At 36.7% G+C, this 24,065-nt stretch carries 21 protein-coding genes and 1 pseudogene; 7 read left to right on the top strand and 15 right to left on the bottom strand.

Going from position 1 to position 24,065, the window contains the following annotated elements; genetic code table 11:
• Window positions 1–118: 118 nt before the first annotated feature.
• A complete protein-coding gene (gene exsM / locus LMD38_RS00875) occupies window positions 119–532 on the bottom strand; it encodes an exosporium regulatory protein ExsM (protein ID WP_000207032.1) in 414 nt (137 codons plus the stop codon).
• A 189-nt stretch (window positions 533–721) separates the two neighbouring features.
• Here exsM and LMD38_RS00870 point away from each other — a divergent pair, with 189 nt between their 5' ends.
• Window positions 722–1,903 (top strand): chromate transporter, encoded by a 1,182-nt coding sequence (locus tag LMD38_RS00870; RefSeq protein WP_061184235.1) that lies wholly within the window; start codon window positions 722–724, stop codon window positions 1,901–1,903.
• Window positions 1,904–1,943: 40 nt separating this feature from the next.
• On the opposite strand, the gene chbG is transcribed toward LMD38_RS00870, so the two are convergent.
• The 5 genes from chbG to LMD38_RS00845 all read right to left on the bottom strand — a co-directional run bounded on the left by chbG (window position 1,944) and on the right by LMD38_RS00845 (window position 6,312).
• Window positions 1,944–2,648 (bottom strand): chitin disaccharide deacetylase, encoded by a 705-nt coding sequence (gene chbG / locus LMD38_RS00865; protein ID WP_227585426.1) that lies wholly within the window; start codon window positions 2,646–2,648, stop codon window positions 1,944–1,946.
• 202 nt (window positions 2,649–2,850) lie between these two features.
• The gene (gene celF, locus LMD38_RS00860) at window positions 2,851–4,176 is read right to left on the bottom strand and encodes a 6-phospho-beta-glucosidase (RefSeq protein ID WP_000145748.1); all 1,326 of its coding nucleotides are present in this window, start codon (window positions 4,174–4,176) and stop codon (window positions 2,851–2,853) included.
• 3 nt (window positions 4,177–4,179) lie between these two features.
• Window positions 4,180–4,503 (bottom strand): PTS lactose/cellobiose transporter subunit IIA, encoded by a 324-nt coding sequence (locus tag LMD38_RS00855; RefSeq protein ID WP_000989047.1) that lies wholly within the window; start codon window positions 4,501–4,503, stop codon window positions 4,180–4,182.
• 182 nt (window positions 4,504–4,685) lie between these two features.
• Window positions 4,686–5,993 carry a PTS cellobiose transporter subunit IIC gene (gene celB / locus LMD38_RS00850; RefSeq protein ID WP_016718938.1) on the bottom strand — a complete coding sequence of 436 codons (1,308 nt, stop codon included), beginning with the start codon at window positions 5,991–5,993 and terminating at the stop codon, window positions 4,686–4,688.
• A gap of 16 nt (window positions 5,994–6,009) precedes the next feature.
• On the bottom strand, window positions 6,010–6,312 hold the full coding sequence (locus tag LMD38_RS00845) for a PTS sugar transporter subunit IIB (RefSeq protein WP_001023567.1): 303 nt from the start codon (window positions 6,310–6,312) through the stop codon (window positions 6,010–6,012).
• A 427-nt stretch (window positions 6,313–6,739) separates the two neighbouring features.
• Here LMD38_RS00845 and LMD38_RS00840 point away from each other — a divergent pair, with 427 nt between their 5' ends.
• Together LMD38_RS00840 and LMD38_RS00835 are read left to right on the top strand one after the other, a co-directional pair.
• A complete protein-coding gene (locus LMD38_RS00840; protein ID WP_011040847.1) occupies window positions 6,740–7,312 on the top strand; it encodes a sigma-70 family RNA polymerase sigma factor in 573 nt (190 codons plus the stop codon).
• Window positions 7,278–7,949: pseudogene (locus LMD38_RS00835) on the top strand (septation ring formation regulator EzrA). The gene LMD38_RS00840 and the pseudogene LMD38_RS00835 overlap by 35 nt, the downstream one beginning before the upstream one ends.
• Window positions 7,950–8,015: 66 nt before the next feature.
• On the opposite strand, the gene LMD38_RS00830 reads toward LMD38_RS00835, so the two are convergent.
• The 3 genes from LMD38_RS00830 to LMD38_RS00820 are packed head-to-tail and all read right to left on the bottom strand — an operon-like array spanning window position 8,016 to window position 9,961.
• A complete protein-coding gene (locus tag LMD38_RS00830) occupies window positions 8,016–8,333 on the bottom strand; it encodes a PTS sugar transporter subunit IIA (protein ID WP_000379635.1) in 318 nt (105 codons plus the stop codon).
• A 9-nt stretch (window positions 8,334–8,342) separates the two neighbouring features.
• Entirely contained in the window at window positions 8,343–9,644 is a 1,302-nt protein-coding gene (celB, locus tag LMD38_RS00825; protein WP_000617776.1) for a PTS cellobiose transporter subunit IIC, read from the bottom strand.
• Between the two features lie 14 nt (window positions 9,645–9,658).
• Window positions 9,659–9,961, bottom strand: coding sequence for a PTS sugar transporter subunit IIB (locus tag LMD38_RS00820; protein ID WP_001023538.1), 303 nt, complete (start codon window positions 9,959–9,961; stop codon window positions 9,659–9,661).
• Between the two features lie 224 nt (window positions 9,962–10,185).
• Between LMD38_RS00820 and LMD38_RS00815 the strand changes: the two genes are divergently transcribed.
• From LMD38_RS00815 to LMD38_RS00805, 3 genes are all read left to right on the top strand, one after another.
• Complete coding sequence (locus tag LMD38_RS00815; protein WP_000649373.1) at window positions 10,186–11,403, top strand: dicarboxylate/amino acid:cation symporter; 1,218 nt, start codon at window positions 10,186–10,188, stop codon at window positions 11,401–11,403.
• A gap of 187 nt (window positions 11,404–11,590) precedes the next feature.
• A complete protein-coding gene (locus LMD38_RS00810; RefSeq protein WP_073530380.1) occupies window positions 11,591–12,748 on the top strand; it encodes an acyltransferase in 1,158 nt (385 codons plus the stop codon).
• Window positions 12,749–12,790: 42 nt separating this feature from the next.
• Window positions 12,791–13,171: a VOC family protein gene (locus tag LMD38_RS00805; protein WP_000609844.1), complete on the top strand. Its 381-nt coding sequence runs from the start codon at window positions 12,791–12,793 to the stop codon at window positions 13,169–13,171.
• A gap of 53 nt (window positions 13,172–13,224) precedes the next feature.
• Here LMD38_RS00805 and LMD38_RS00800 read toward each other — a convergent pair whose 3' ends face one another.
• The 4 genes from LMD38_RS00800 to LMD38_RS00785 all read right to left on the bottom strand — a co-directional run bounded on the left by LMD38_RS00800 (window position 13,225) and on the right by LMD38_RS00785 (window position 21,452).
• Entirely contained in the window at window positions 13,225–14,043 is an 819-nt protein-coding gene (locus LMD38_RS00800; protein ID WP_073530379.1) for a class C sortase, read from the bottom strand.
• A gap of 118 nt (window positions 14,044–14,161) precedes the next feature.
• Window positions 14,162–15,856, bottom strand: a complete 1,695-nt coding sequence (locus tag LMD38_RS00795) for a SpaH/EbpB family LPXTG-anchored major pilin (protein WP_227585427.1) — start codon at window positions 15,854–15,856, stop codon at window positions 14,162–14,164.
• A gap of 23 nt (window positions 15,857–15,879) precedes the next feature.
• Entirely contained in the window at window positions 15,880–18,834 is a 2,955-nt protein-coding gene (locus LMD38_RS00790) for an isopeptide-forming domain-containing fimbrial protein (protein ID WP_267479038.1), read from the bottom strand.
• Between the two features lie 617 nt (window positions 18,835–19,451).
• Window positions 19,452–21,452, bottom strand: coding sequence for a YhgE/Pip domain-containing protein (locus tag LMD38_RS00785; protein WP_228920138.1), 2,001 nt, complete (start codon window positions 21,450–21,452; stop codon window positions 19,452–19,454).
• Window positions 21,453–21,587: 135 nt separating this feature from the next.
• On the opposite strand from LMD38_RS00785, the gene LMD38_RS00780 reads away from it, so the two are divergent.
• Window positions 21,588–22,472, top strand: coding sequence for a LysR family transcriptional regulator (locus tag LMD38_RS00780; RefSeq protein WP_228920136.1), 885 nt, complete (start codon window positions 21,588–21,590; stop codon window positions 22,470–22,472).
• 108 nt (window positions 22,473–22,580) lie between these two features.
• Here the strand turns inward: LMD38_RS00780 and LMD38_RS00775 are convergent, their stop codons facing one another.
• Together LMD38_RS00775 and LMD38_RS00770 are read right to left on the bottom strand one after the other, a co-directional pair.
• Window positions 22,581–23,666, bottom strand: coding sequence for a transcriptional regulator (locus tag LMD38_RS00775; RefSeq protein ID WP_228920135.1), 1,086 nt, complete (start codon window positions 23,664–23,666; stop codon window positions 22,581–22,583).
• 91 nt (window positions 23,667–23,757) lie between these two features.
• Window positions 23,758–23,907 carry a hypothetical protein gene (locus LMD38_RS00770; protein ID WP_000283184.1) on the bottom strand — a complete coding sequence of 50 codons (150 nt, stop codon included), beginning with the start codon at window positions 23,905–23,907 and terminating at the stop codon, window positions 23,758–23,760.
• Window positions 23,908–24,065 lie beyond the last annotated feature (158 nt).

Below are 24,065 nucleotides of genomic sequence, written 5' to 3'. Positions count from 1 at the left end.
ATATCAGCGCAACTCGAGTTTTATCAGCGATTTTTCTAATATATCGATTTACCGTCAATAATCGCTAAAATTCGCACCTTATAACAGAAAAGGCTGTTCAATATGAACAGCCTTTTTTCTACTTCTTTACTTTCCTAATTCTCCCCCTGATTTCGCCTTTCTTATTAGACTTCGTATAAACATTTACATATACATTCGCCTGAATGATTTCTTGCAGTAAGCTATCAAACGCTCGCCCTTGTAAAGGCCCTTCAAAATCCCCCACATTAACTACACCAGTGACGACTCCTTCATTAACACTAATACCTTGCTTTAATGGACCAAATAAACTTAAAACAATTGGACCAATTTGATCTGTTTTCCCTAAATGAATTTGGCATGATGTAACTTTTTCGATGTTTTTCAATATGACCCGATATTGCAACTTCTTTAAATCCTCACTAAATATAAACTCTGCTACGCCATAAGCTTCTGTATTTACAGGAGGTATTTCCCTCTTACCTGTTAACCTCGCAAAGAAATGTGTTGTCATACGGGCATTCTCCTTATATAAATTTCCCAGCACTACTTCTACTACTTTATGGTTTATACATAATCATTTATGACTTTTTCAAACTTTAATTACGAAGAAAAGATTCACACAATCTTTACATTAGAATCGTTCCTTTTGCTTTACTACCTCTTGTATAATGCACATAGAAAAACATTCTAGGAGGTTATTTTGGAAAATAACAAATATACTATTCACAAATTATTAGAGATTTTTCTCGTTTCATTTAAATTAGGACTTACTTCATTTGGTGGCCCCGTCGCCCATCTCGGCTATTTCCACCACGAATATGTACAAAAAAGAAAATGGATGGATGAACGAAGCTATGGAGATTTAGTAGCACTATGTCAATTCCTCCCTGGTCCTGCTAGCAGCCAAGTTGGTATGGGCGTTGGATTATTAAGAGGCGGGGTATTCGGAGCTATTATTTCATGGATCGGATTCACTTTGCCGTCTGTGATTGGTTTAGTTTTCTTCGCCTCATTCCTTAATCAGTTCAATCTTGGAAGTACTGGCTGGATTCATGGACTAAAACTTGTAGCAGTCGCTATTGTCGCTCATGCCATATGGGGAATGGCGCAAAAATTAACGCCAGACCGAAATCGTGCGACGATTGCAATTGCAACTGCCTCAATCGCCCTATTATGGCCAAGTAGCTGGACACAAGTCACTCTCATTATCATATGTGGCTGTATCGGCTGGCTTTTATATCGCAACCAACCAATTAGCCAATCTCAAAGTATAAAAGTACCTATTTCAAAAAAGATAGCAGTTTCTTGTCTCGTCTTATTCTTCGGACTATTACTACTGCTACCAATATTAAGACCGTTCTCTTATTACATCGCTTTATTTGATAGTTTCTATCGCTCTGGTGCACTTGTATTTGGAGGCGGACACGTCGTGCTGCCCCTTCTTGAAGGTGAGTTCGTACAAAACGGAATGATGACGAAAGAACAATTTCTAGCTGGATACGGATTAACACAAGCAATGCCAGGACCACTATTTACATTCGCCTCTTATATAGGAGCAGTGTTAAACGGGACGCTTGGAGCAATACTTGCAACAATTGCTATTTTTCTTCCTGCTTTCTTTCTCGTTATTGGTGTTTTACCATTTTGGAACAGTGTGAGAAAAATATCTTTCATACAAGGCGCACTACTTGGAGTCAATGCCGCTGTTGTTGGTATTTTAATTGCTGCTTTTTATGATCCTATTTGGACAAGCACAATTATGAACGCTGTAGATTTTGTTTTTGCGTCTCTTCTCTTTTGCTTGCTTGCTTTTTGGAAAACACCACCTTGGGTTATCGTTATACTCGGAGCCTTTGGCGGATATATTCTATCCATTTTATAAATATAAAAAACGACGGCATGATATAGCCGTCGTTTTTCTATTAAAACTTCACAAGCTCTATTCCTTCAGGCAACTCGCTCTCTGTTAAAATACGCAATTCTTTCACGCGATCCATTACGTAAGAAGAACGCTTCACAAGCTCTGGATCAATATACGCTGGATGAACCATAATTTCCACCGTTTGTTCACCTTGTACTCTTTCTTTTAACTTCACAAAGTAATCTTCCGTCACACCATCCGCGTAAAAGTCACTGTAAAATACGTCAGAAAACGGGCGTACTGCTCGCTCTTCCTCACAACGACGAATTGGAACATTATATGTAGCCGCTAATCTCTCAAGAACATCGTGTAAAATCGATAATCCATGCACGTGATGATGACTATCTAAATGAGTTGGCGTTAATCCGTAAGATAAGAATTTCTCAATTTGAGCAGTCCATTCTCGCTCGACTTCCTCTGGATTTATCTTCCCTTCCCATACGACGCTTTGTTTATGAAACAATCCATCGCTACTTACAAGTGATGGTACGTCTCCAAGAAGCGGTTTCCCCGCCGTTAATACGAGATGTACGCCTACTCCTAATGTGTTATGTTCTTTCGCTAAACGTACCGCATGCTCTGTTCCTGGCATATTCATCATCATCGTCGTTGAATTTACAAGTCCATTTATATGCCCATCAATAATACCGTAATTTGTACCTTCTGTAAGACCGTAATCATCTGCGTTTACAATTAACTTAATCATCGTAATACCTCCTAATAAAGTGAAACTTTAATCAGTGGGGGGTTTTTTTCACCCCCCACTGATTATTAATTGAACCAATCGGACTTTTATGGACAGTTGATCCCCCACCTAATTTCTTTGCTTTCGCTGAATTTTGAGGTAGGGGTCTTACTGCCCATTAAAGTGGGATAGAATAAAAAAAAGCGGGCTAAATAGCGCCGCTTTATTTCTCTACCTTTTTGAAGAACTGCGGAAGATGTTCTTTATGTGCTTCCAACATTTCATCTAAAATTTGTTTTGCCACTTTATCTGATGGTACAAGTGGATTAATTGTCATAGCAAGCAGCGCTTTATGATAATCCCCTGTAACAGCAGCTTCAATTGTTGTGCGCTCGAATGATTTAATTTGTTGTACTAAACCGCGAACTGGTACTGGAAGATCTCCAACTGCAATTGGTTTTGGACCTTCTTTCGTAATAATACAGTTCACTTCAACAGCCGAATCATGTGGCAAGCTTGCAATTGTTCCGTTGTTTCGTGTATTAACAGGCTGGATATCACCTTTATTATTATAAATAGACGTAATTAAGCTACATGCTGCGTCACTATAATAAGCGCCTCCACGTTTTTCTAATTGTGGTGGTTTAATATCTAAATTCGGGTCTTTATATAACTCGAATAAATCATCTTCTAATTGTTTTACTACTTCTGCACGTGTACCTTTTTCAACCGAAGCTTCTTTCTCTTCTTCTAGCATTTCACGTGTTTTGTAGTAGTAACGATGGTATGGACATGGAATTGCACGAAGGCCACGAATAAAGTCAGGCTCCCAGTTAAGCGCAGCGATATTTTCCATCGTAATTTGCTTTTCTGGATCTGTTACAAGTTCTAACACACGATCCATTACACTTACGCCATCTAAATATACGTCTAGTCCGTATACCATATGGTTTAAACCTGCGAAGTCCACATGTACACGACTTGCATCTACTTCAAGTAATTTTGCAAGACCCATACGGATTCCGATTGGAACGTTACATAGACCAACTACTCTTTGAATATTTGTATAACGAAGAACAGCTTCTGTTACCATACCAGCTGGGTTTGCAAAGTTAATTAACCATGCATTCGGACAAAGCTCCTCCATGTCCTTACAAATATCTAAAATAACAGGAATCGTTCTCAATGCTTTGAATAAACCACCAGGACCATTCGTTTCCTGACCGATTACATCATATTTTAACGGGATTGCTTCATCTTTTGCGCGAGCTTCTAATAAACCTACGCGAAGCTGCGTCGTTACGAAGTCAGCATCTTTTAATGCTTCGCGACGATCAAGCGTTAAATGTACCTCAATTGGTAAACCAGATTTTTTCACCATACGTTTCGCTAAGTTACCAACGATTTCTAACTTTTCTTTTCCTGCCTCAATATCTACTAACCAAATTTCACGAACAGGAAGCTCATCATAACGCTTAATAAATCCTTCAATTAACTCTGGTGTATAACTAGATCCACCGCCGATTGTAGCAATTTTAATTCCAGTCATGCTTTATTCCCCTTTCGCTTCTAACTTTTTATAAAGGTCAATAAACTCTGCTGCTAATTCTTTTACTGTAATCGCATTCATTAAATGATCTTGTGCATGAATTAAAAGAACACTAATCTCTGTTTTTTCTCCTCTTGCTTCTGATTGTATGAGCTCCGTTTGAAAATGATGCGCTTCATTAATCGCTTCTTTCGCCTTTGCCATCGCTTCATCAGCTTCTGCCATTTTCCCCTGTTTGGCAAATTGAAGTGCCTCCATCGCAAAGCTTCGTGCATTACCACTATTTAAAATTAATTGGAATGGAATTTGTTCTGCTGTAGTCATCATAATTACCGCCCTCTCTATTATCGTTCAACCGATTGAAATACCCCTTCAGTTTGAACATTTCTATTAAAATATTAATTTATGAATGATAGTTTGGTGTTCTTGTAGATGAGTATCATCTTTTTGAACATGATATAAAGGTAATTATTCTGACGAGCTATAGAAACTCGTCAGAATAATATTTTTTAAAGTGATACTGAATTGTCGCTTCCTTTTGTTTCAGCTTTTGCAGCTTGTACATACGTACGGTCACACATTAATACGAATGGATAGTAAATCAATACTGCAATTGCAAAGTTTACTACTTGTAATGCTGCACCAGCGATACTTCCGCCTGCTACAAGATAACCACTAAAGATTGGTGGCATTGTCCATGGAACTAAAGCAACTGTTTTTGGTACCCATCCTAAAGAGATTGCTGTATAAGAAGTAATAACTAATACAACTGGTGTCAGTACGAATGGGATAATTAATGCTGGATTTAATACAATTGGTGTACCGAAAATAACTGGTTCGTTAATATTGAAGAAACCAGGACCGATAGATACACGGCCTACACCGCGAAGCTGTGCACTTTTCGCAACAAGCATTACTGCAACTAAGAATGCTAACGTTGCACCAGATCCACCGATATATACATATACATCAAAGAATGGTTTTGTGAAGATGTGCGGTACATCATATGCAGACATACCATCGTTAAATAATTTAATATTCTTTTCTAATGCTGGTAAATAAATTGGGTCAATAATACCACCAACGATATTAGGACCATGTAATCCGAAGAACCATAATACGTGAATAAGTAATGCTACAATAATTGCACTTGGTAATGTACCTGCTAAACCTTGTAATGGTACTTGAATTGTTTCAAATACGATTTTATGAATGCTTGTTCCTGCTAATTTCACTGCTAATTGAATACTTGCTGTTACGATTAAAATAACGAATGCTGGAACTAATGCTGCGAATGATTTCATTACTGCTGGTGGAACACCATCTGGCATTTTAATTGTAATATCTCTTTGAACAAAGAATCTAAATGCCTCTGTTACAAGAAGAGCTACAATTATAGAAACGAATAAACCTTGTGATCCAGTCCATGCTAAATCAATACCGCCTTCTTTTGGCGTTGTCGGAGAAATAATAATTAATGCACCGAATGTAATGATTGCTGCTGACAACGCGTCAACGCCGTAAGATTTCGCTAAATTATAACTTATCCCTACTGCGACTATGAGGGCGAGTATAGCGAAGGAACCTGCCCACATACCGCCGCCGATATCTTTCCAAACTTCCCCGAATGCACCTTTCATAAATTTTTGGAATGCATCCACTGGTAAGTTATTAATAAGTATTGCAAATGATCCAACTAAAATAAGAGGCATAACTGCGATAAATCCATCACGGATCGCAACTAAGTGGCGCTGCGATCCAATTCTACCTGCGATTGGGACTAAATATTTCTCCATAAATGCAATAAACTTTTGCATTTTGCTTCCCCCCTAATTATTTTTTTAGTGTTAATGCGTGATCTAAAACTGCTTCTCCATTCATCATGCCGTAGTGCATTGGATTGATAACGTCGATTCCAACGTTCTTCTCATCAGCAAGCGTTTTCATTGAAGAAAGCATGTAACGAACTTGTGGTCCTAATAATAATACATCCGCTTGATCGATATTTGTTTTTACTGCATCCCCAGATACAGCCCAAATCTTTCCTTCTAAACCTCGAGCTTTTGCAGCCGCTTCCATTTTTGTAACTAGTAAACTTGTAGACATCCCTGCTGAGCAACATAATAAAATATTCATTTGAAAATCCCCCTTGTGTAGTATAAAAAATTTATATTTTGTTTATTTTTCTTTACGCTATTTATTAATGCAATTAGCGTGCCAACTTTTTAAAACCACTAAAATCAGCACTTTTTCGACCATTTTCTTTGTGTGTTAACGCTTTCAATTAGTGTGTCGACCAAAAAACACACAGTGTGTTATAAAACAACACGCTTTTAACACATAACTGTATGAAAATAGATTAGTGTTTAGTTGTCTAGTTGTATTTAAAACAAAAAAACACTAAAAAAATTTTTTAGTGTTTTTTTCCCCATGCCCGTCAAGCTAAGATTTTAAAATAAACCCAAAACGAAAAAATGAGATTTTTTTATCATAATGTCAGAAAACCATCATTATAATTCGTATATTAAGTGAATAGAGAATGGAGCAAAGAGTGGTGATAGGAATGCGAGAAGTAGAAATAGTAGAAGGGTTGCGAAAGAAAGATATGAAAGCATTACATGCAGCAATTGATCAATATGGAGATTTAATTTATAAAGTTGTTCACGGTGTATTAGATACATCCCATAGTAAAGTGTTAGTAGATGAGTGTGTTGATGATATTTTGTTAATCATTTGGTACAACATTGATAGTTATGATGAGAAACGCGGAAAATTTAGAAATTGGCTTATATCTATCGCGAAGTTTAAAGCGATAGATTTTAAGAGAAAGAGTAATCAAGTATATAGATTACAGGAATTTCAGCAGGATATATATGAAGAGAGAACGGGCACAAATCAAACAAAAGAAGAGGAGGAAGAAAACTTTTATCTTTTAATTAGGTCGCTAAACAATGAAGATAAAAAAATTTTTATAAAAAGGTATCTGGATGAATATAGTGTGCAAGAGATTGCTTCTGAATTAGGGCTGGCAACAGATACTGTGTATAGCAGGCTTTCAAGAGGACGAAAAAAAATAAAAAAGATAATAGGAGGGGAAACTGATGCGCAAAGAGGAACTGTTGCAGGGTTTAAATAATTTACAATATAGTGATGAAGATGTAGCAGAATATAATGTTGAAACAAAAGTAGATGAAAAGAAAATAGGACGTGCAAAAATGGTAGTAACAAAAAGTATTTTGATGCAGCGTTGTTATCATCAGGTGCAAGGTAATTTACAGCAGGGTGAAGAGATTTTATATAGCATGGCTGCGTCCAATCCGCGTGTAAAGGGTTGGCAAACAGGGACAGCTATAACATTAGGAATCGGTTTTCTTTCTATGAATTTTGGTATTAATAACGTCCTCGTTGTTACAAATAAAAAACTGTATGTGTTCTTTGTAAATCAATATTATAACGATGTTGATTTGAAAATATATCAGTTAGATGAAATTGTCTCTATGAAAACAGTATTAGATCGTAAAAGCGGCAGTGAATTTTTATATATAAAATATACAAACGGGAAAGAGTACGTACTTTTAGGGATTAATGAGGAGTAGCGTGAATTGTTTGAAGTAGTATGTAACGTGCCAAAAGGAAGTAAAATAAAGCTGTCGCTACAGGATAGAAAATTAAAATGGATATTAAGGGGGAAAAGAAGTCTCTTTTATATCTTAAGCTGTTCAATTGTATTCTATTTGTTCTATAAGGCGTACGTTAACTTTATGCCACTTTAAAGGGCAGTAATATCCCATGGCCATCAAGCTAAAAAAATGAAATAAAAAACCTTGCATACGCAAGGTTCATTCAGTTACCGACATCTTCTTATATAATTCTACAAATTCACTCGCTAATTCCTTCACCGTAATTGCATTCATTAAATGATCTTGCGCGTGCACCATCAGAAGGGTGACTTCGGTCTTTTCACCACCAGCTTCTTTCTGTATGAGATCCGTTTGTACACGGTGCGCCTCTTTTAATTCTTCTAACGCTTCTTGTAATTTCGCTTCTGCTTCTGTAAATTCTCCACGCTTTGCACAATCAATTGCTTCCATTGAACAACTTCTCGCATTTCCCCCATGCAAGATTAAGTGAAAGGCCTTCGTTTCTATCGTATCCATTTTAGTTCTCTACTCCCCCTTTTCTTCCGCTATTTTTTGTTTATCCCATATTTTTAAGAACGGTAAATATATGACGAACGCTAGTGCAAAGTTAACGAGTTGCAAAATCACACCTGAAATTTTGCCACCCGAGCCTAAATATCCACTAAATAGAATTGGTGTCGTCCATGTTACAGCAGCACCACTCGGGCGAGCTACCAATCCCCATTCCATTGCGAAATAAGAAACAATTGTTAATACAACAGGAACTACTATAAATGGAATAAGTAAAAGTGGATTCATGACAATTGGCATACCGAAAGTTACCATTTCATTAATGTTAAAGATACCAGGTGCAATTGACAATCGTCCTAAACTTTTTAATTGCTGACTTCGTGCAAACAATAACATTCCGACAACTAAGGCTAATGTTGCACCAGAACCGCCCATATAAATCCATAAATCAAAAAACTGTGCAGTAATCGTGTTCGGTACATCTTGGCCCGCTTGAAAAGCAATCCGGTTCTGATCCATTAACGATAACCAAATCGGGCTCATTACACCGCCCACAATTGTAGCTCCATGAATTCCACACGCCCAAAGGACATGAACGAGAATAACCGCTATAACTGCTCCCCAAAGACTAGCACCAAGTATACTCAGCGGTTCTTGCAGTAGCTTCCCTACAACATTATGAATGCTTCCGAAAGTTGTGTGTTCAAAAATCAATCTAATGATCCAAACAACTGTCACAACAATAAACCCAGGAATAAGCGCTGCAAATGAACGCGTTACTGCCGGTGGAACTGTCTCAGGCATTTTTATAATCATCTTTTTTTGTACAAGAAATCGGTATATTTCAGTAGATATAATTGCAATAATCATCGCTACAAATAAACCTTGGCTTCCCATTAATGCCGCTGGAATTACTCCATCTACCAGTATACTTTCTTTCGTACCCGGCATGATATATGCAACTTGAAATGGAGTTGCAAGTAAAAATGTCACAAGCGACAATGCCCCGGATGCTAAAGCGTCCACTTTATAATATTCCCCAAGCCTGTAAGCGATTCCAAAAACAGCTATTAAAGCCATTATATTAAAAGTTGCACTAACTGGATACCCTAATGCTACGTTCCAGTTTTTCCCGAACAAACTCGCCATGAATTCACTATACCCAGGGATTGGTAATGTACTAATAATAAGAAAAATTGATCCTATAATTAAGAACGGCATCGTCAATACAAGTCCATCACGAATTGCTAGCAAATGCCTCTGCTCTGCAACCTTTCCTGCCACTGGCATTACATATTTCTCTAAAAACCGTATCATCTATCCCACTCTCCTCATGGTTTCATTGACAAAGCTGCTTGCAAGATAGCTTCTCCATTACAAAGCCCGTAATGGACGGATTGAATGACATCAACAGGTACTCCTTTCTCCTTACATAATTCTTTCATTTTCGGTAATAAATAACGTACTTGCGGTCCAAGTAAAAGTACATCGGCTTTATCAATATGGCTATTTACTTCAGAACCTGATACAGCCCAAATCTTTACCTCTATCCCTTTTGCCTCTGCTGCTTTCTCCATTTTTGTAACAATCAAACTGGAAGACATTCCCGCTGCACAGCAAAGTAAAATATTCATCCCTTTTCCCTCCCCCTTTTTCCAAACCTAAGTTACGGCGCATCCCTTACCACAACTAGGTTACAAATATATATGTCTAGATTTCCTGCTGTATGCCGAGCTTAAAAACAAAAATTTCTCGGTTTTCACGCTATTCCATCTATCCGTATTCTCCTAGTAAAGAGGGCTCTAACTCGCTATAATAATTCAGTATGATTTTTTATAATTGATAGGAGGATATATTTATGAAGGCATATCGCTTTCCACTTATTTTATTATCTTCTATCCTAATTGGTGGTTTCATTGGTTATTTCATGGGTGCCGATGCAGTTGCTTTAAAGCCGCTTGGTGACATTTTCTTAAACTTAATGTTTACGATTGTTGTACCTCTAGTGTTCTTTAGCATCGCGTCATCTATTGCTAATATGGATGGATTAAAACGTTTCGGTAAAATTATGTCTAGTATGGCTGGGACTTTCTTATTTACAAGTATTTTAGCTGCTATTTTTATGATTATTGTCGTGAAAGTATTCCCGCCAGCACAAGGTGTTGTATTAGAACTAACACAACCTGACAAAGCTGAAAAAGCAGTTAGTGTTGCAGATCAAATCGTCGGTATTCTAACAGTATCTGACTTCTCGAAGTTACTATCTCGTGAAAATATGTTAGCTCTTATTTTCTTCTCTATCTTAATGGGAGTTGCAACTTCAGCAGTTGGTGAAAAAGGAAAACCATTCGCTACATTCTTACAAGCTGGTGCAGAAATTTCAATGAAAGTCGTATCTTTCATTATGTACTACGCTCCAATCGGACTTGCTGCTTACTTCGCAGCATTAGTTGGTGAATTCGGACCACAGCTTCTTGGAACTTACTTCCGAGCAGCAATGGTATACTATCCAGCGTCTCTTATTTACTTCTTTGTATTCTTTACGTTCTATGCATACCTTGCAGGTCGCAAGCAAGGTGTACAAGTATTTTGGAAGAACATGGTCTCTCCTACTGTTACATCTCTTGCAACTTGTAGTAGTGCCGCAAGTATTCCAGCGAACTTAGAAGCAACGAAGAAAATGGGTATCTCTTCTGACGTTCGTGAAACAGTTGTCCTTCTTGGATCTACACTTCATAAAGACGGCTCTGTTTTAGGCGGCGTATTAAAAATTGCTTTCTTATTCGGTATTTTCAACATGGAATTCGAAGGACCAAAAACATTAGCAATCGCACTTGTTGTTTCTTTATTAGTAGGAACAGTAATGGGCGCTATTCCAGGCGGCGGTATGATTGGTGAAATGTTAATCGTTTCTCTATACGGCTTCCCGCCAGAAGCATTGCCAATTATCGCAGCGATTAGTACAATCATCGATCCTCCTGCAACGATGTTAAACGTAACAGCAGATAATGCTTGTGCCGTAATGACAGCTCGCCTTGTAGAAGGTAAGAATTGGATCAAAAACAAATTTGCTTAATAAATAGAAAGAGGATGCTCGTTTTGAGCATCCTCTTTTTGTCATTATTTGTTGATAAGTCGATATTCCTTGTCGAAACGTCGATATAATCTATTCCGCCACAAATTTGTTAAAACCTTCACAAATATTCCACACTCATTATCCTTTCTCCGTACTATAATCATGTATGGAAAAGGAGATGGACATAATGACTCAAAGCGCACCTGAATTTAAAGTTTTGCAAAGCATTGCATTCCTTGCTGTCGTTTTGCAAAGTTCCTTATTATATACAATGAATCAAGGAAATGTCTTACTTGAGCAATCTCTCATTATGGGCATGCTATTTAACCTTGCAAAATTTTCAGCACCTGCATTCATATTTATCGTCGGCTTCCACTTAATTCGTCACTATACAAAGCAATTAGTATACAAAGAATATATTTCTGAAAAAGCCGCACATTTACTCATTCCTTATTTCTTCTGGTCTGTTCTTTACTTATTAACAACAAACGATATGATTACACTACAAAGCGGAATAAAAAGTTTATTACTTGGAACAGCCGCACCTCATCTTTGGTACGTGATTATGATGTTTCAAATTCACCTACTGTTCCCTTTGCTGTGCACACTATTTTATTGGTTTCAAAAACGAACAGAAAATAAAAAAGACATATATAAATATATGACCATCTTTGCTTCTCTATATTTCCTCTTAATGTGGTATTCTTCGCACTACATTTTTAATGGAGAGAAATTGACTAGCTCAACCATTTTACATTATACAGATCGTTCCTTCTTCTTCTATTCGTTCTATTTCGTCATGGGAGGAATCGCTGCTGTCGCACTAAAAGCGTGGCGTACATTTGTCATAAAACATATTCCGCTTATTACAATCTTATTCTTTATCTTATTTTTATTCATCAATTATGAGTTATTTAGTTTTTACGGAGCAAACTCTATTCATTTAACCGTTTCGACTTATTTAAAACCGTCTATGTTTTTATATATCGTATGCGAAATTATCATACTTTACGTGCTATCTATTACAATCGTACAGCGACGTGGTTTCTTATATAAAGCTTTACGATTTATCGGGAATTACACGTATGGTGCTTATTTAGCTCACTTTTTCTTCTTGCAACTATGTACAAAGTTTCTTTCTTTATTCACACTGCAAGAAAACACAATATTATATAGCTTATTATTATTTACAATAACAGCCACAATCTCGATTTCAACAATGGTCATATGCAGTACACTACCATTTCATACATGGATTACAGGACCTTCTCCTAGGGCAAATATGAAATGGGCTAAGATTGCACTTCGGAAAAATCACGAAAAGGTATTCAAACCATATCTTTGATATAATAGAATTCCATAAAAGAAAAGAAAGTAGGACACACCTATGATTAATCAAATTGGACAAATTATGCTATATGTAAATAATCAAGATGAAGCAGTACAATTTTGGACTGAGACAGTAGGATTCCAAATTATTGCGGAAGAAAATAACGGACAAGGTTTTCGCTGGATTGAAATTGCGCCGTCAAAAGAAGCAGGCACAAGCATCGTCCTTCACGATAAAGAGTTAATTGCAAAAATGCAACCTGAATTAAACTTACATACACCTTCACTTATGTTCTTCTCTAACAACTTAGATCAACTGTATAAAGATCTTTCTGAGAAAAATGTTACTGTTGGACAAGTTGTAGATTTACCTACTGGCAGAGCTTTTAACTTCGCTGATAACGAAAACAATTACTTTGCGGTAATGGAACGCAAATAATAGGCCAAAAAATGGTTCTCCTTTCATACATATACATTGAAAGGAGAACCATTTTATATTTTCTCTATAGTTTTACGCTTCTTTCTTCTATATAAAGCAATTAGAAATGCACCTACAATGATAGCACCTGCTCCTATCATTCGTTTATCTACTCCAACAACTTCCTTAATCTCTCCTTTTTCCTTTTCGTCATATGGAACACGGTGTCCTCGAACGAGTAACCTATGCGTGTTTACACCATATGGCGTACATGTAATTAGTGTCACATAATCCTGACTTTCAGCTACCGTTAAATCATCCGTTTCTTCTGGTAGCACTACTTTAATTTGATCTACTTTATATGCTAATACTTTATCTAAAGAATGAATATAAAAAATATCCTCTTCTTTTAATTTATCCAAATCTGTAAATAATACAGCAGATGGCAACCCCCTATGTCCAGTCAAAATAGAATGTGTTCCTTCTCCGCCAACTGGCAAAGAGGAATTCTCTATATGACCTACCCCTCTACTTAAAACATCCTCAGACGTTCCATGATATATAGGAAGCTTCACATTAATTTTAGGAATTTCTACATAGCCCATTACTTCTCCTACATTCAACATATCTACGTAAGAACTGGAATTTCCACTCTTATCGGAACGAAATGGATCTGTAACGGTCTGTCTCTCCCGTTGTAGTTTCTCATTGTACTCTTTCGCTTCTTTTTCTTTACGTTTAATCTCTTCCCTTTGCAGCTCTTTCACCTTTTTGTCATATGTACTTACTTCAGAATAATGCGCTCTTGTCGCTAACCAATTACTCACCGTCGGGTATAAAAAAATACTAAGTCCTACTAAAAAGATGCATCCAAAAATAATATTACGTTTCATAATATACCCCTTTATTATGCATATGTAGTTCCATTTATCCCGCTATTTACCGGGCAGTAAATAACGAAAAGAGGAAGATGTTCTTTCTCCCTCTTTTCTCCCTATACTCGTACGCTTATTAAGCTTTTCTTCTTAAGAACATAAACGCTGCGCCCATTAATACAAGGCCAACTACTGTGAAGAGGATTGTCCCAATTCCACCTGTTGCAGGAAGGATCCAGCCACTCTTATTATTTTCTACAGTTAATTTCACCGTTTGGTTATCCTTATCAATCTTAACTTTAATTGGCTCTCTTAATTTTTGATAAGATTTCACTTCACCTTTATCAGTATACTTCGGTGCTTCAATTTCAACGATTTCGTATTCACCGTAAGGGATGTTGTCCCAATTAATAATCCCATCTTTATCAGATACGCCGACAACGTCAACACCTTTTACTTTTACAACTTTACCATCTTTTCGTAATTCAAATTTCGCACCTTCTAAAGCATCTTTAGTTGCACCGTCAATTTTTTTCAATGAAATTTTACCATCAGTTACGATAACCTTTACAGGAGGTGTTGTTGTTTCATCGTCTGGTGGTGTTACTTTATCACCAGTTTCATAATCGATCTTTGCTATATTTTCTATTACTGTTCCACCGTTAATATCTCCATTTACTTTCGCCTTAATTTGCAAATGTAGTTCTTTTTTATCTTTTAACGCTGCAAAATTCTCTACAGTCACTGTCACTAATTGACCTGCAGCAGTCTTTTCACCTAACGTCACTTTTACAACATCAGAAGATACTTTTTCACCATCAATTGTAACAACTGGTGTACCGATAATTGTTAATCTTGGATCCACGTTATCTGTTATTACGTATTTCTTGTACAGATGAATATCACCTGGTAGTTTCGTTTTAATGTCGTATGTGAATTCTTCATCTACGTTAATTGGTAAACCATTTAAATTACCGTTAATCTTCTTATCAATTGTCGGTTTTTTATAGTTTATAATTTTATCTAGTTTTACAATTTCCCCATAGCCTGCTTGACCGTCTTTAGGGAATGCACCTGATTTTTCAACTTTAAATTCATATTTTTTAGGATCTAAAACATACCCTTCTAGTGCTTTTGACTCTTTGAAATAATATTCTCCATACAATAAACCGTCAACGCGGATTTTACCATCCTTATCTGTCTTTAGATTCTTTAATTCTTTTCCTGCTTTATCTACTACTACTTTATCAGTCCCTTTATGATATAGTGTGAACTCTACATCTTTTAATGGTTTTCCTGCATCGTCTACTTTCGTTAATTCTACTGCTCCACGCTTGATTTCATTTTTTGGATAAATATGAACGTCGTAGTTTAATTTTTTACCTTCTTTATCAGTCATTGGAATTTCAATTGTATATGGGTCCGTATTTAAATTAACGTTTGCTGGACCACCAACTTCTTTCACTAAGTAACGACCGATTGAAAGATTACCAAATTTCACAGTACCATCTTTACCTGTTTTATCTTTAATCGGTATTGCATTTTTAACTTCCTTTTCACCTTCTTTTACAATCTCTCCATCTTTTGTAATTACCTCAAAAGATGCAATTTGTATAACCTCATACTCTACTCCTTCTATCGGTGTTGCCCCTTCAGGAACTTTCTGACCAGGTTCACCAGTTCCTTCTTCACCTTTTTGTCCATCTTTTTCATGCGCATACTTATGAATTGTTAAAGATCCTGTTTTCGGAACCTCATTTGCTGCAAATGCACTTGGTAGCGTTGAAAGCATTAATATAAATGCTAAAACCATACTAAATACCTTTTTCATACTCGTATTGCCCCCTTTATATTTTATAAATTACTGTCCCCTTTTCGGAAATAGAGAAATAGCGTTAACACAATGAGCAATGTGCTAAATAAGTAAATGAGATTTGTTCCAAACCCTCCTGTATTCGGAATGACCCATTCACTCTTGTTGTTCTCTACTTTCAACTTTTGCAAAGGTGATGTAAGTTCTACATGAATTGATTCCTTCAAGATCATGTAACCTGTCGGTGCTTTTATTTCTTTAATTTCATATTTACCGAATACTAGCGGTTCAGAAATTGCTTTTCCACTTTCATCGGTTACTAATTTTCCGACTACATTTCCATCTTTATCGATAATTTGAAACTCTGCATTTTTCAGTTTCAACGTATGATCCTTTGCATCTACTTTTTCAATTTCAATTTTCCCTGACGGAGGAGGTTCCACTGCTATTTCTACTGATGGTTTTTGTGGAGAAATATTATCTCCTTTTACCGTACCTACGTTCAGTATTTTTTTATCTTCATAACCATCTTTTATCTTCACTTGAAATACGATTGTATGCCATTCGGTATCTTGAATGTCTCCGAGTTTCCCTATTACTTTTCCAGCCTTATAATGACCACTGTCAGCATCTTCGGCATCCGTTACTATATTGCCATCCACCCGAATTGATCCTGGTACATATTCCACACCTTCTGGCAATTGGTCTTCTACTAAAGAATTTCTTATGATGCTATCTTTGACTGTATTACGAACCTTAATCGTATATTCAATCGTATCTTTTACTTCATACTTCTTACCTTGTTGTAAGTTCTTTACTTCCTTCACTGATTCCACTTTCGGATTCTTATAATCTACTTTTACTAGTTTTTCAGGTTCCTGCGGTGTAATGTTCTCTCCTGTTACCTTCGCTTTATTTACTATTTCTTTCCCTGCTTGATTCGTTTTCACTTTCACATGGAACACTACTGTATGCCACTCTGTATCTCGAATATCTCCAAACTTCCCGGTTATTTTTCCAGTCTTATAATGGCCACTATCCCCATCTTCAGCATCTGTGACAACCTTCCCATCTATTCGAATCGTCCCTGGCACATATTCCACACCTTCTGGTAATGGATCCTCAATAATAGCATTGTTTATCACGCTACTCGCTACGTTATTACGCATTTTCACTGTATATTCAATCGTATCTCCGACTTCATATATGCTCTTACCTTGCTGTAAGTTCTTTGCTTCTTTTACCGTTTCTAGCTTTGGATCTTTCGGTTCTATTACAATAGATTTCTCTGGTTCTTGCGGTGTAATGTTCTCACCTGTTATTTTTCCTATGTTACGAATCGTTTTATCTAACTGATCCAATTTTACTTTCGCTTGGAAGGTAACTGTATGCCATCCTGTATCTGTAATATCACCTAAATTCCCAATCACTTTACCTATCGTATAGTGGCCGCTATCTTGATCTACAGCGTCCGTCACCGCTTTTCCATCTACTTTAATGGTCCCTGGTACATAATCTACCCCGTTTGGTAATGAATCTTCTATTACAATCTTTTTCGCGATGCTATTCTCAATTTTGTTACGCATTTTAACTGTGTATTCAATTGTATCTCCGACCTCGTACCTACTCTTACCTTGTACATTTTTCACTTCTTTAACCGACTCTATTTCAGGGTTTCTTGCAATAACCTCGTTTACAACTTCATTGGAATTTGTATATTCCTTTGAGCCCTTCAACAAGTTGCCATAATCTATTCTTGCCTTATTTGTAACTTGCTTTCCAATATAACTTGGTAAAGCCCTTACTTTAAATTGAACTGTAATTCCATTTGGATCCTCTTCTGTATTTTGTACATCGCCTAATTTAACAGTGACTTTTTTGTCTTTATAAAAGCCTGCATCATTATCTTCTGCATCTGTTATAGCTTTTTCGGTTCCATCAGCTTTTAGTTTTATGGAGCCCGGTACATATTCTGTTCCATCTGGAATCATGTCAGTGAACATTGCTTCACCAGCAACATCTCCGCCGTGGTTTTTAACGTTCACTGTATACGTCAACTCATCTCCCGCATACACTTTTCCTTCTGGACTTACAGATTTTGTTGCCGTAACACAAGGTTCTGTTCCTAGGAAAATATCATCTAGGAAATTTCCTACTGATAAGACATTTCCGTATGTTTTTACAGCCTCAAAACCAAATCGAGTTAACGTTTGACCTGCTGGAACTGTATAAGTCCCGCTATAGCGACCCCACGCTTTATTATCATCTTCCATCGTTTGAATAGTAGGTAAGGAAGTAATATTCGCACTTGCTGATCCGATACGAACGCGCATCGTATCTTTCCCATCTCTTCCCCTATGAGCTAATCTCCAATAAATCGTTTGCCCTGGAGTCGTTTTCACATCTTGATATAACATTCCAGGTTCCCTTGCATTTAGTTCGGCAAATTGCTCTCCTTCTGCTGGAAGTGGTGAAGGCAATGGTATTCTATCTCTCGTTCTCCAAATTTCGATTACTTTATAGCGATCTGTCGTTCTCCAGCCCTCTACATTATCTTGATCAATAAAGAAGTCTTTCGTTATCCTTGGCTTTTCAAATCCACCATTTTTAAGTACAACTCTATTTTGCTGAACGCACGTGTTACCTACTAAACTTGCTGGTGCAATATCTTTTATCCAGGAAGACGTCCCAATCCGTTCCTCTCCAACCTCTACAGGAATATCCTTTGCTACATTCTGCTCATAAGATGGACCTGGATCAAAATCTTTCGCAGCTTCTGGATTTGGCTGCTCTTTTACAGAACCTATCTCTATATCTTTCGGTTGTTCTGTTATAGAATCTGTACCCCTATCTTTCGGCATAGAATCTGTCTCCGCATGCATCGTCATGTTGTCAATAAAACTGATAGGTATATCCGCGAACACTAATAAAAGCATCAACAGTACTAAAAAGGTTTTTTGTCTTCTTAGCTTCTTTTTTCGCCTCCATATGTTCATATACGATATCCCACTCCTCCCCAGACTTCTTGACTTATTACTACGGCATTTGCATTGTACTTTCCATGTCAAACAGGAAAATTAATTTACATCATTAAGAGTGAGGATCGGTAATTTCCAAAGGAACGGTTCATCATTATACGTAGAAGAAAATTTACTGAATGATTATCCAGTAAAAAGTCCAAACAAACCAACATATAAAGTGAAACTTTAATCAGCCCGCCCCCCACCTAACTTCTTTGCTTTCGCTGAATTTTGAGATGGGGGTCTTACTGCCCATTAAAGTGGGATAAACTATGTATGCCTCCTCTTCCTTTCTTAAAAACATTTGAATACCTTTCCTATCATGTAAAACAATGCCAATATTTAATTTGTACGTTCATTATATTTATTTCAAAAAAACTTTTCCATAATATTCTAACAATTGGCATAGTCCAATTTTAGAATATTCAAAATACTTAAAGCGCATATATATAGAAAAACAAATTAAATACTCTCACTATGCCCCCCTTCTCTTATATAGGAACTGGTGTATAAAAAAATAATGCAATACTCTTTTTGCTACAAGCAAAATAAAAAGAAGTCACCCAAAAAAAATCGGATAACTTCTTTTTATTTTAAGAAACTTGTTCTGCATTCGTTTCCCTATGTTGTATATGGCTCGTGATCCAAGCAATTCCACCAGCAATAACGAGATAGCATAATAATATTAAAATTTGCATTTGTAATTGCGACCAATCTCCTAAAGAAATCACATCTTGCAATCCTCTAAGAGAATGGGACATTGGGAGAAATTGTCCAATCTTGCTAAGAACAGCTATATTTAATTCTCCTGGGAAAGTACCACCGCTCGTCGCTAATTGCAAGACGAGAAGCGTTACCGCTAAGAACTTTCCAACAAGACCAAACACCGTTACTAACATAAGAATAAACGTCATGAACGTAAAGGAAATCACGATACTTGATAATACAAAGAGCGGCACACTTGCAACTTCTAATTTCATAACTCCTAGCACAACCACATCCACAAGTAATGCTTGAATAAGTCCAATTACATATACCAATCCTAGTTTATTAATAAAATGTACCGTTCCGCTTACCTTCATATTTTGTCTACGGCCAAGCGGTAAAATATTTGATGCCATAATTCCGCCAACATAAAATGCAAGCGATAAGAAATATGGTGCAATACCCGAACCGTAATTAGGCACGTCAGAAACTGTTGACTTCACTAATTGAACCGGCTCTGAGAACATCGTATTGCGTGCATCATCATTGCGAACATCCGCTATCTTCTCTGCGCCCTCTCCCAATTTCGTCGAAAGTTCTTTCGCACCATCGTCAAGTTTAACAAGTCCGTTCGTTAACTGATCAGCACCATGATTCAGCTCTGTTCCCCCGCTCGCAAGTTGATTGACACCTTCTTGTAATGATGTAAATCCAGTTCCCCATTTCGTAAATCCACTAGCTAAATTTGTAGCACCATCTGCTATCTTTTTCGTTCCAGCAGTAGCTTCATTTAATTTAACTCCGAATGTATTCATACCTTCTTCAACCTTATGCTGACCATCTGCAAGCTTCTGTGCACCTTGTGTCAATTGTTTCTGACTATTATTTAAAGTGTTTGTTGCTTGAGCTAATCTATTAGAAGTAGCGATAATCTTTTGAAAAGCAGGATCTTGCTGCACCTCTGGATGACTTTTCACGTACTCTTCTAATTGTTGTTTTACACTATTTGCTGCATTGTCCGCTTTCGCTTGTCCTTCAGCCAGTTTCTCACTTCCGTTCACCCACTCATTTGTACCAGCACTTAATTCACTAATCCCTGATTGTAAGTGTTTTTCACCTTGCGTCAATAACTCCATACCGCTATGAAGTGAGGTTGCTCCTTGACTTAGCTCATTCGCTCCATCAGTTAAGGCTGATTTGCTAGAAGCAAGTTTTTCACTTCCCTCTTTCACTTTTGATGTCCCGTCACTTAAACGATGAATACCATCTGCAAGCTGATTTGCCCCATTTCTTGCATCTGTCGTTCCTTCATGTAACTTCCCAGCACCATTACTTGCATCACTCAACCCTTGTGCTAAGTCTTGAAACTTTGAAAAGACACCTTCTGTATAAGATTTCGTAATACTATTTGAAATTTTTGTTTTCATATTTTCAACAGCTGTCGTTCCAATTTGCGCTGCTACAAAGTTTTTACCCGGATTTACTTTGTACTGCAATTGTGCTGGTTCTGGTTTCTCATCCATAAGTGTACTTACCTTTTTAGAGAAATCTGCTGGAATCGTAACAACCATATAGTACTTATCTTCTTTTAGCCCTTCCTCAGCATTTTTTTCTGATACGAAATGAAAAGCCAGTTCCTTATTCTCTTTTAAATTTTTTACAAAATCGTCTCCTGCACGAATTATTTTCTCATCCATTGCAGCACCTTTATCTAAATTTACAATCGCAACAGGTAATTTATCTAATTTTCCGTATGGATCCCAATATCCAGCTAAAAAGAACCCTGAATAAATTAAAGGAACGATTAACAAAAAAATTAAAGCGATACGCCCATGTTTATGGTGCCACATCGCTTTCCAATCTTTAAATACAAGTTGAATTCCTTTCATGAAACATACTCCTTCTCCGAATTTCACACCATTAGAATGGTTTAACAGATTTACTATACACGTCCATTTTCATACTGTATAATACATCTTTAATTATCAATCCATTCCTTTTGGTCTATAGAAAGGAGAGTCAAAATGGAACTTCTTCAACTAAAATACTTTCAAACAGTTGCACGATTAGAGCATATGACAAAAGCCGCTGAAGAATTGCATATCGCACAGCCTTCGCTCAGCAAAACAATCGCTAGACTAGAAAAAGACTTAGGCGTCCCGTTATTTGATCGCCAAGGTCGACAAATTACATTAAACTCTTTCGGGAAAGTATTTTTAAAACGAGTAGAGCGCATTTTTCATGAATTAAGTGAAGGCGAACGAGAAATTAAAGATTTAGCTAACTTACAACAAAGCTCTATTACGCTGGCTGTTTCTATTCCAAGAATATTACCAGAACTACTCGGTTCTTTTTTACTACAACATCCTAACGTTCGATTCCAACAGTTTCTCGCATCTACTCCTTCTATGAAACGACAACTAGATAATATAGAAATTGACTTTTGCATTTCTTCTGTGCCAATTGAAGGCGAAGAGATTATTTGGGAACCACTTATTACAGAAGAAATTTTCTTAGTCGTCCCTTCAGGGCACCGTTTATCAGAACGTGAAAGTGTATATCTGCATGAAGTAAAGGACGAACCGTTTATTAGTATGAACACTGGTTATGGATTTCGGCACTTAACAGATGAATTTTGTAGAGAAGCTGGCTTCATTCCACATATCGCTTTTGAAGTAGATGAACCAACCGTGATTAGCGACCTGATTAAGCAAGGCCTCGGCATCGCTTTCGTCCCAAGTTTAACTTTATTAAAGAACTCTACTTTAGCATTAAATAAGTTACGTATTATTGAACCAAATTGTGAGCGAACGATCGGTTTAAGTTGGTCGAAAAAACGCTACTTATCGAAAACTGCTCAGCAATTCCGTAAATTCGTAATCGACTACTTCTCTAATATTAGGACGTAAAATTATATCGACGATTTTTTCAATATATCGACGTTTCGACAAGGAATATCGACTTATCAACAAATAACGACACAAATAGAAGGCGCCACCCGAAATGGATAGCACCTTCTATTTCTTATTCTTCTCTAATTCTATTTCAGCTAAAAGCGGCAAAACATTATCAAAAATATGCGTATTGTTATTTTCTCCTGTTACATATCCACCGTAATATCTACTAAATACGTTGTCATTTCGGAATGTGGCCATATGATCATATAATTCCTTTGCAAACTTTGTATCACCTGTTTGTAGTACATACAAAATCGTTAATCCGTAAGCCGCAGGCGATTCATAATTCACAGTTTGTTTTCCCGTTTCTAAATTGTAACGACCGTATAGCTTTCCATCCTCCTGGAATTTCTTCTTTATAAATTCCAAATAAGCATCTGATGAAAGGCCACCTAAACTACGATGATATGCAACGTATGATTGGTCAATAAGATTCACTTCTTTGTCGTACGTAAATGTGCCATCTGCTTTATACTCTTTCGGGAATGCCCATCCATGCCTTGGATAATCTGCTAAAAATTGAACGACTTCTTCATATTGCTGAGCAGAAACTTTTCCATACTTTTTCATATAGGAGAATGCGCGCGGATTTATATATGACGTTGTTGCAAAATCATTTTGTTTCCTTGCATCTGCATCATAATAATCAACATAATAATTACCTTTCTTATTATAACGAATTACAGCATCACTCAATTGATCCGCTAAGTTTTTATAGCGCTCTTCCTTGTACATTTCATAAGCGCGATATAACTGTTCTATAATACGAAGATCATCAATAAGTGCATTTGTAGCTGACTGCATTTCTCCCTTTTCAGAGATTTTCCATAAAACAATTTGGTTCTTATGTACAAAGTTATTTTGAATAACTTTAACTTGTTCATCGAATAACGCTTGATCGTCTTTATCGAGTGTATATTGCAGCCATAGCCCTGCTGATTCCGATAAAGCTTCACGGCCTTTCGCTTCACCAGTACCTGCTTTTGTATCTTCTAAACGATATGTAGCAAGTGTCCCATTTTCATTCACCATATGTCTTAAAATAAAATGTTCCGTACGGTTTCCTTGCAAAGCTGACCAAAATACAATTCCACCTAAAGCGATTAAAAGAATAACGCCAATCACTATATATATACATTTCCGCAAACTTTTCACCTCTCTAGTAAGGCTATCCTTAATTTTACCAGAACATACGTAAATGTAAAAAAGACAATCTATTAGATTGTCTCCCGTTCCTCTATCCCTCACAAGCCTCTTTAGAAGGTCTATATAGCGATTCTACGAGTCGATCATACTCACTACGCGTAATCTCTTTATTATACAGCTTCAATAATAAATCTCTATGCTCTTTTGAAAATGCCATCTTTTTAATGACTTCAGGATACATAAAACATCCTCTCCATTTCACATAAACTTCTTCACTTCGAAAAAACAGAACTTATGTTCGCATAAAAGATTATAAAATATTCCTTACTAAAAAACAAACAAAACATTATTAAACATTAAATTCTTTCTATTTATAATATTCAAACATAATATTATCAT

Origin of the sequence: Bacillus pacificus (assembly GCF_020861345.1) — a bacterium.
Classification (GTDB): Bacteria; Bacillota; Bacilli; order Bacillales; family Bacillaceae_G; genus Bacillus_A; species Bacillus_A pacificus.
Note: the sequence above shows the minus strand (reverse complement) of the source record. Positions and strands in the feature narration are given on the sequence as shown.

Excerpts from the sequence above, each read along its gene's own strand:
- exsM (WP_000207032.1), bottom strand. The coding sequence starts at position 532 with ATGACAACACATTTCTTTGCGAGGTTAACAGGTAAGAGGGAAATACCT.
- chbG (WP_227585426.1), bottom strand. The coding sequence starts at position 2,648 with ATGATTAAGTTAATTGTAAACGCAGATGATTACGGTCTTACAGAAGGT.
- celF (WP_000145748.1), bottom strand. The coding sequence starts at position 4,176 with ATGACTGGAATTAAAATTGCTACAATCGGCGGTGGATCTAGTTATACA.
- LMD38_RS00855 (WP_000989047.1), bottom strand. The coding sequence starts at position 4,503 with ATGATGACTACAGCAGAACAAATTCCATTCCAATTAATTTTAAATAGT.
- celB (WP_016718938.1), bottom strand. The coding sequence starts at position 5,993 with ATGCAAAAGTTTATTGCATTTATGGAGAAATATTTAGTCCCAATCGCA.
- LMD38_RS00845 (WP_001023567.1), bottom strand. The coding sequence starts at position 6,312 with ATGAATATTTTATTATGTTGCTCAGCAGGGATGTCTACAAGTTTACTA.
- LMD38_RS00840 (WP_011040847.1), top strand. The coding sequence starts at position 6,740 with ATGCGAGAAGTAGAAATAGTAGAAGGGTTGCGAAAGAAAGATATGAAA.
- LMD38_RS00830 (WP_000379635.1), bottom strand. The coding sequence starts at position 8,333 with ATGGATACGATAGAAACGAAGGCCTTTCACTTAATCTTGCATGGGGGA.
- celB (WP_000617776.1), bottom strand. The coding sequence starts at position 9,644 with ATGATACGGTTTTTAGAGAAATATGTAATGCCAGTGGCAGGAAAGGTT.
- LMD38_RS00820 (WP_001023538.1), bottom strand. The coding sequence starts at position 9,961 with ATGAATATTTTACTTTGCTGTGCAGCGGGAATGTCTTCCAGTTTGATT.
- LMD38_RS00815 (WP_000649373.1), top strand. The coding sequence starts at position 10,186 with ATGAAGGCATATCGCTTTCCACTTATTTTATTATCTTCTATCCTAATT.
- LMD38_RS00810 (WP_073530380.1), top strand. The coding sequence starts at position 11,591 with ATGACTCAAAGCGCACCTGAATTTAAAGTTTTGCAAAGCATTGCATTC.
- LMD38_RS00805 (WP_000609844.1), top strand. The coding sequence starts at position 12,791 with ATGATTAATCAAATTGGACAAATTATGCTATATGTAAATAATCAAGAT.
- LMD38_RS00800 (WP_073530379.1), bottom strand. The coding sequence starts at position 14,043 with ATGAAACGTAATATTATTTTTGGATGCATCTTTTTAGTAGGACTTAGT.
- LMD38_RS00795 (WP_227585427.1), bottom strand. The coding sequence starts at position 15,856 with ATGAAAAAGGTATTTAGTATGGTTTTAGCATTTATATTAATGCTTTCA.
- LMD38_RS00790 (WP_267479038.1), bottom strand. The coding sequence starts at position 18,834 with ATGAACATATGGAGGCGAAAAAAGAAGCTAAGAAGACAAAAAACCTTT.
- LMD38_RS00785 (WP_228920138.1), bottom strand. The coding sequence starts at position 21,452 with ATGAAAGGAATTCAACTTGTATTTAAAGATTGGAAAGCGATGTGGCAC.
- LMD38_RS00780 (WP_228920136.1), top strand. The coding sequence starts at position 21,588 with ATGGAACTTCTTCAACTAAAATACTTTCAAACAGTTGCACGATTAGAG.
- LMD38_RS00770 (WP_000283184.1), bottom strand. The coding sequence starts at position 23,907 with ATGTATCCTGAAGTCATTAAAAAGATGGCATTTTCAAAAGAGCATAGA.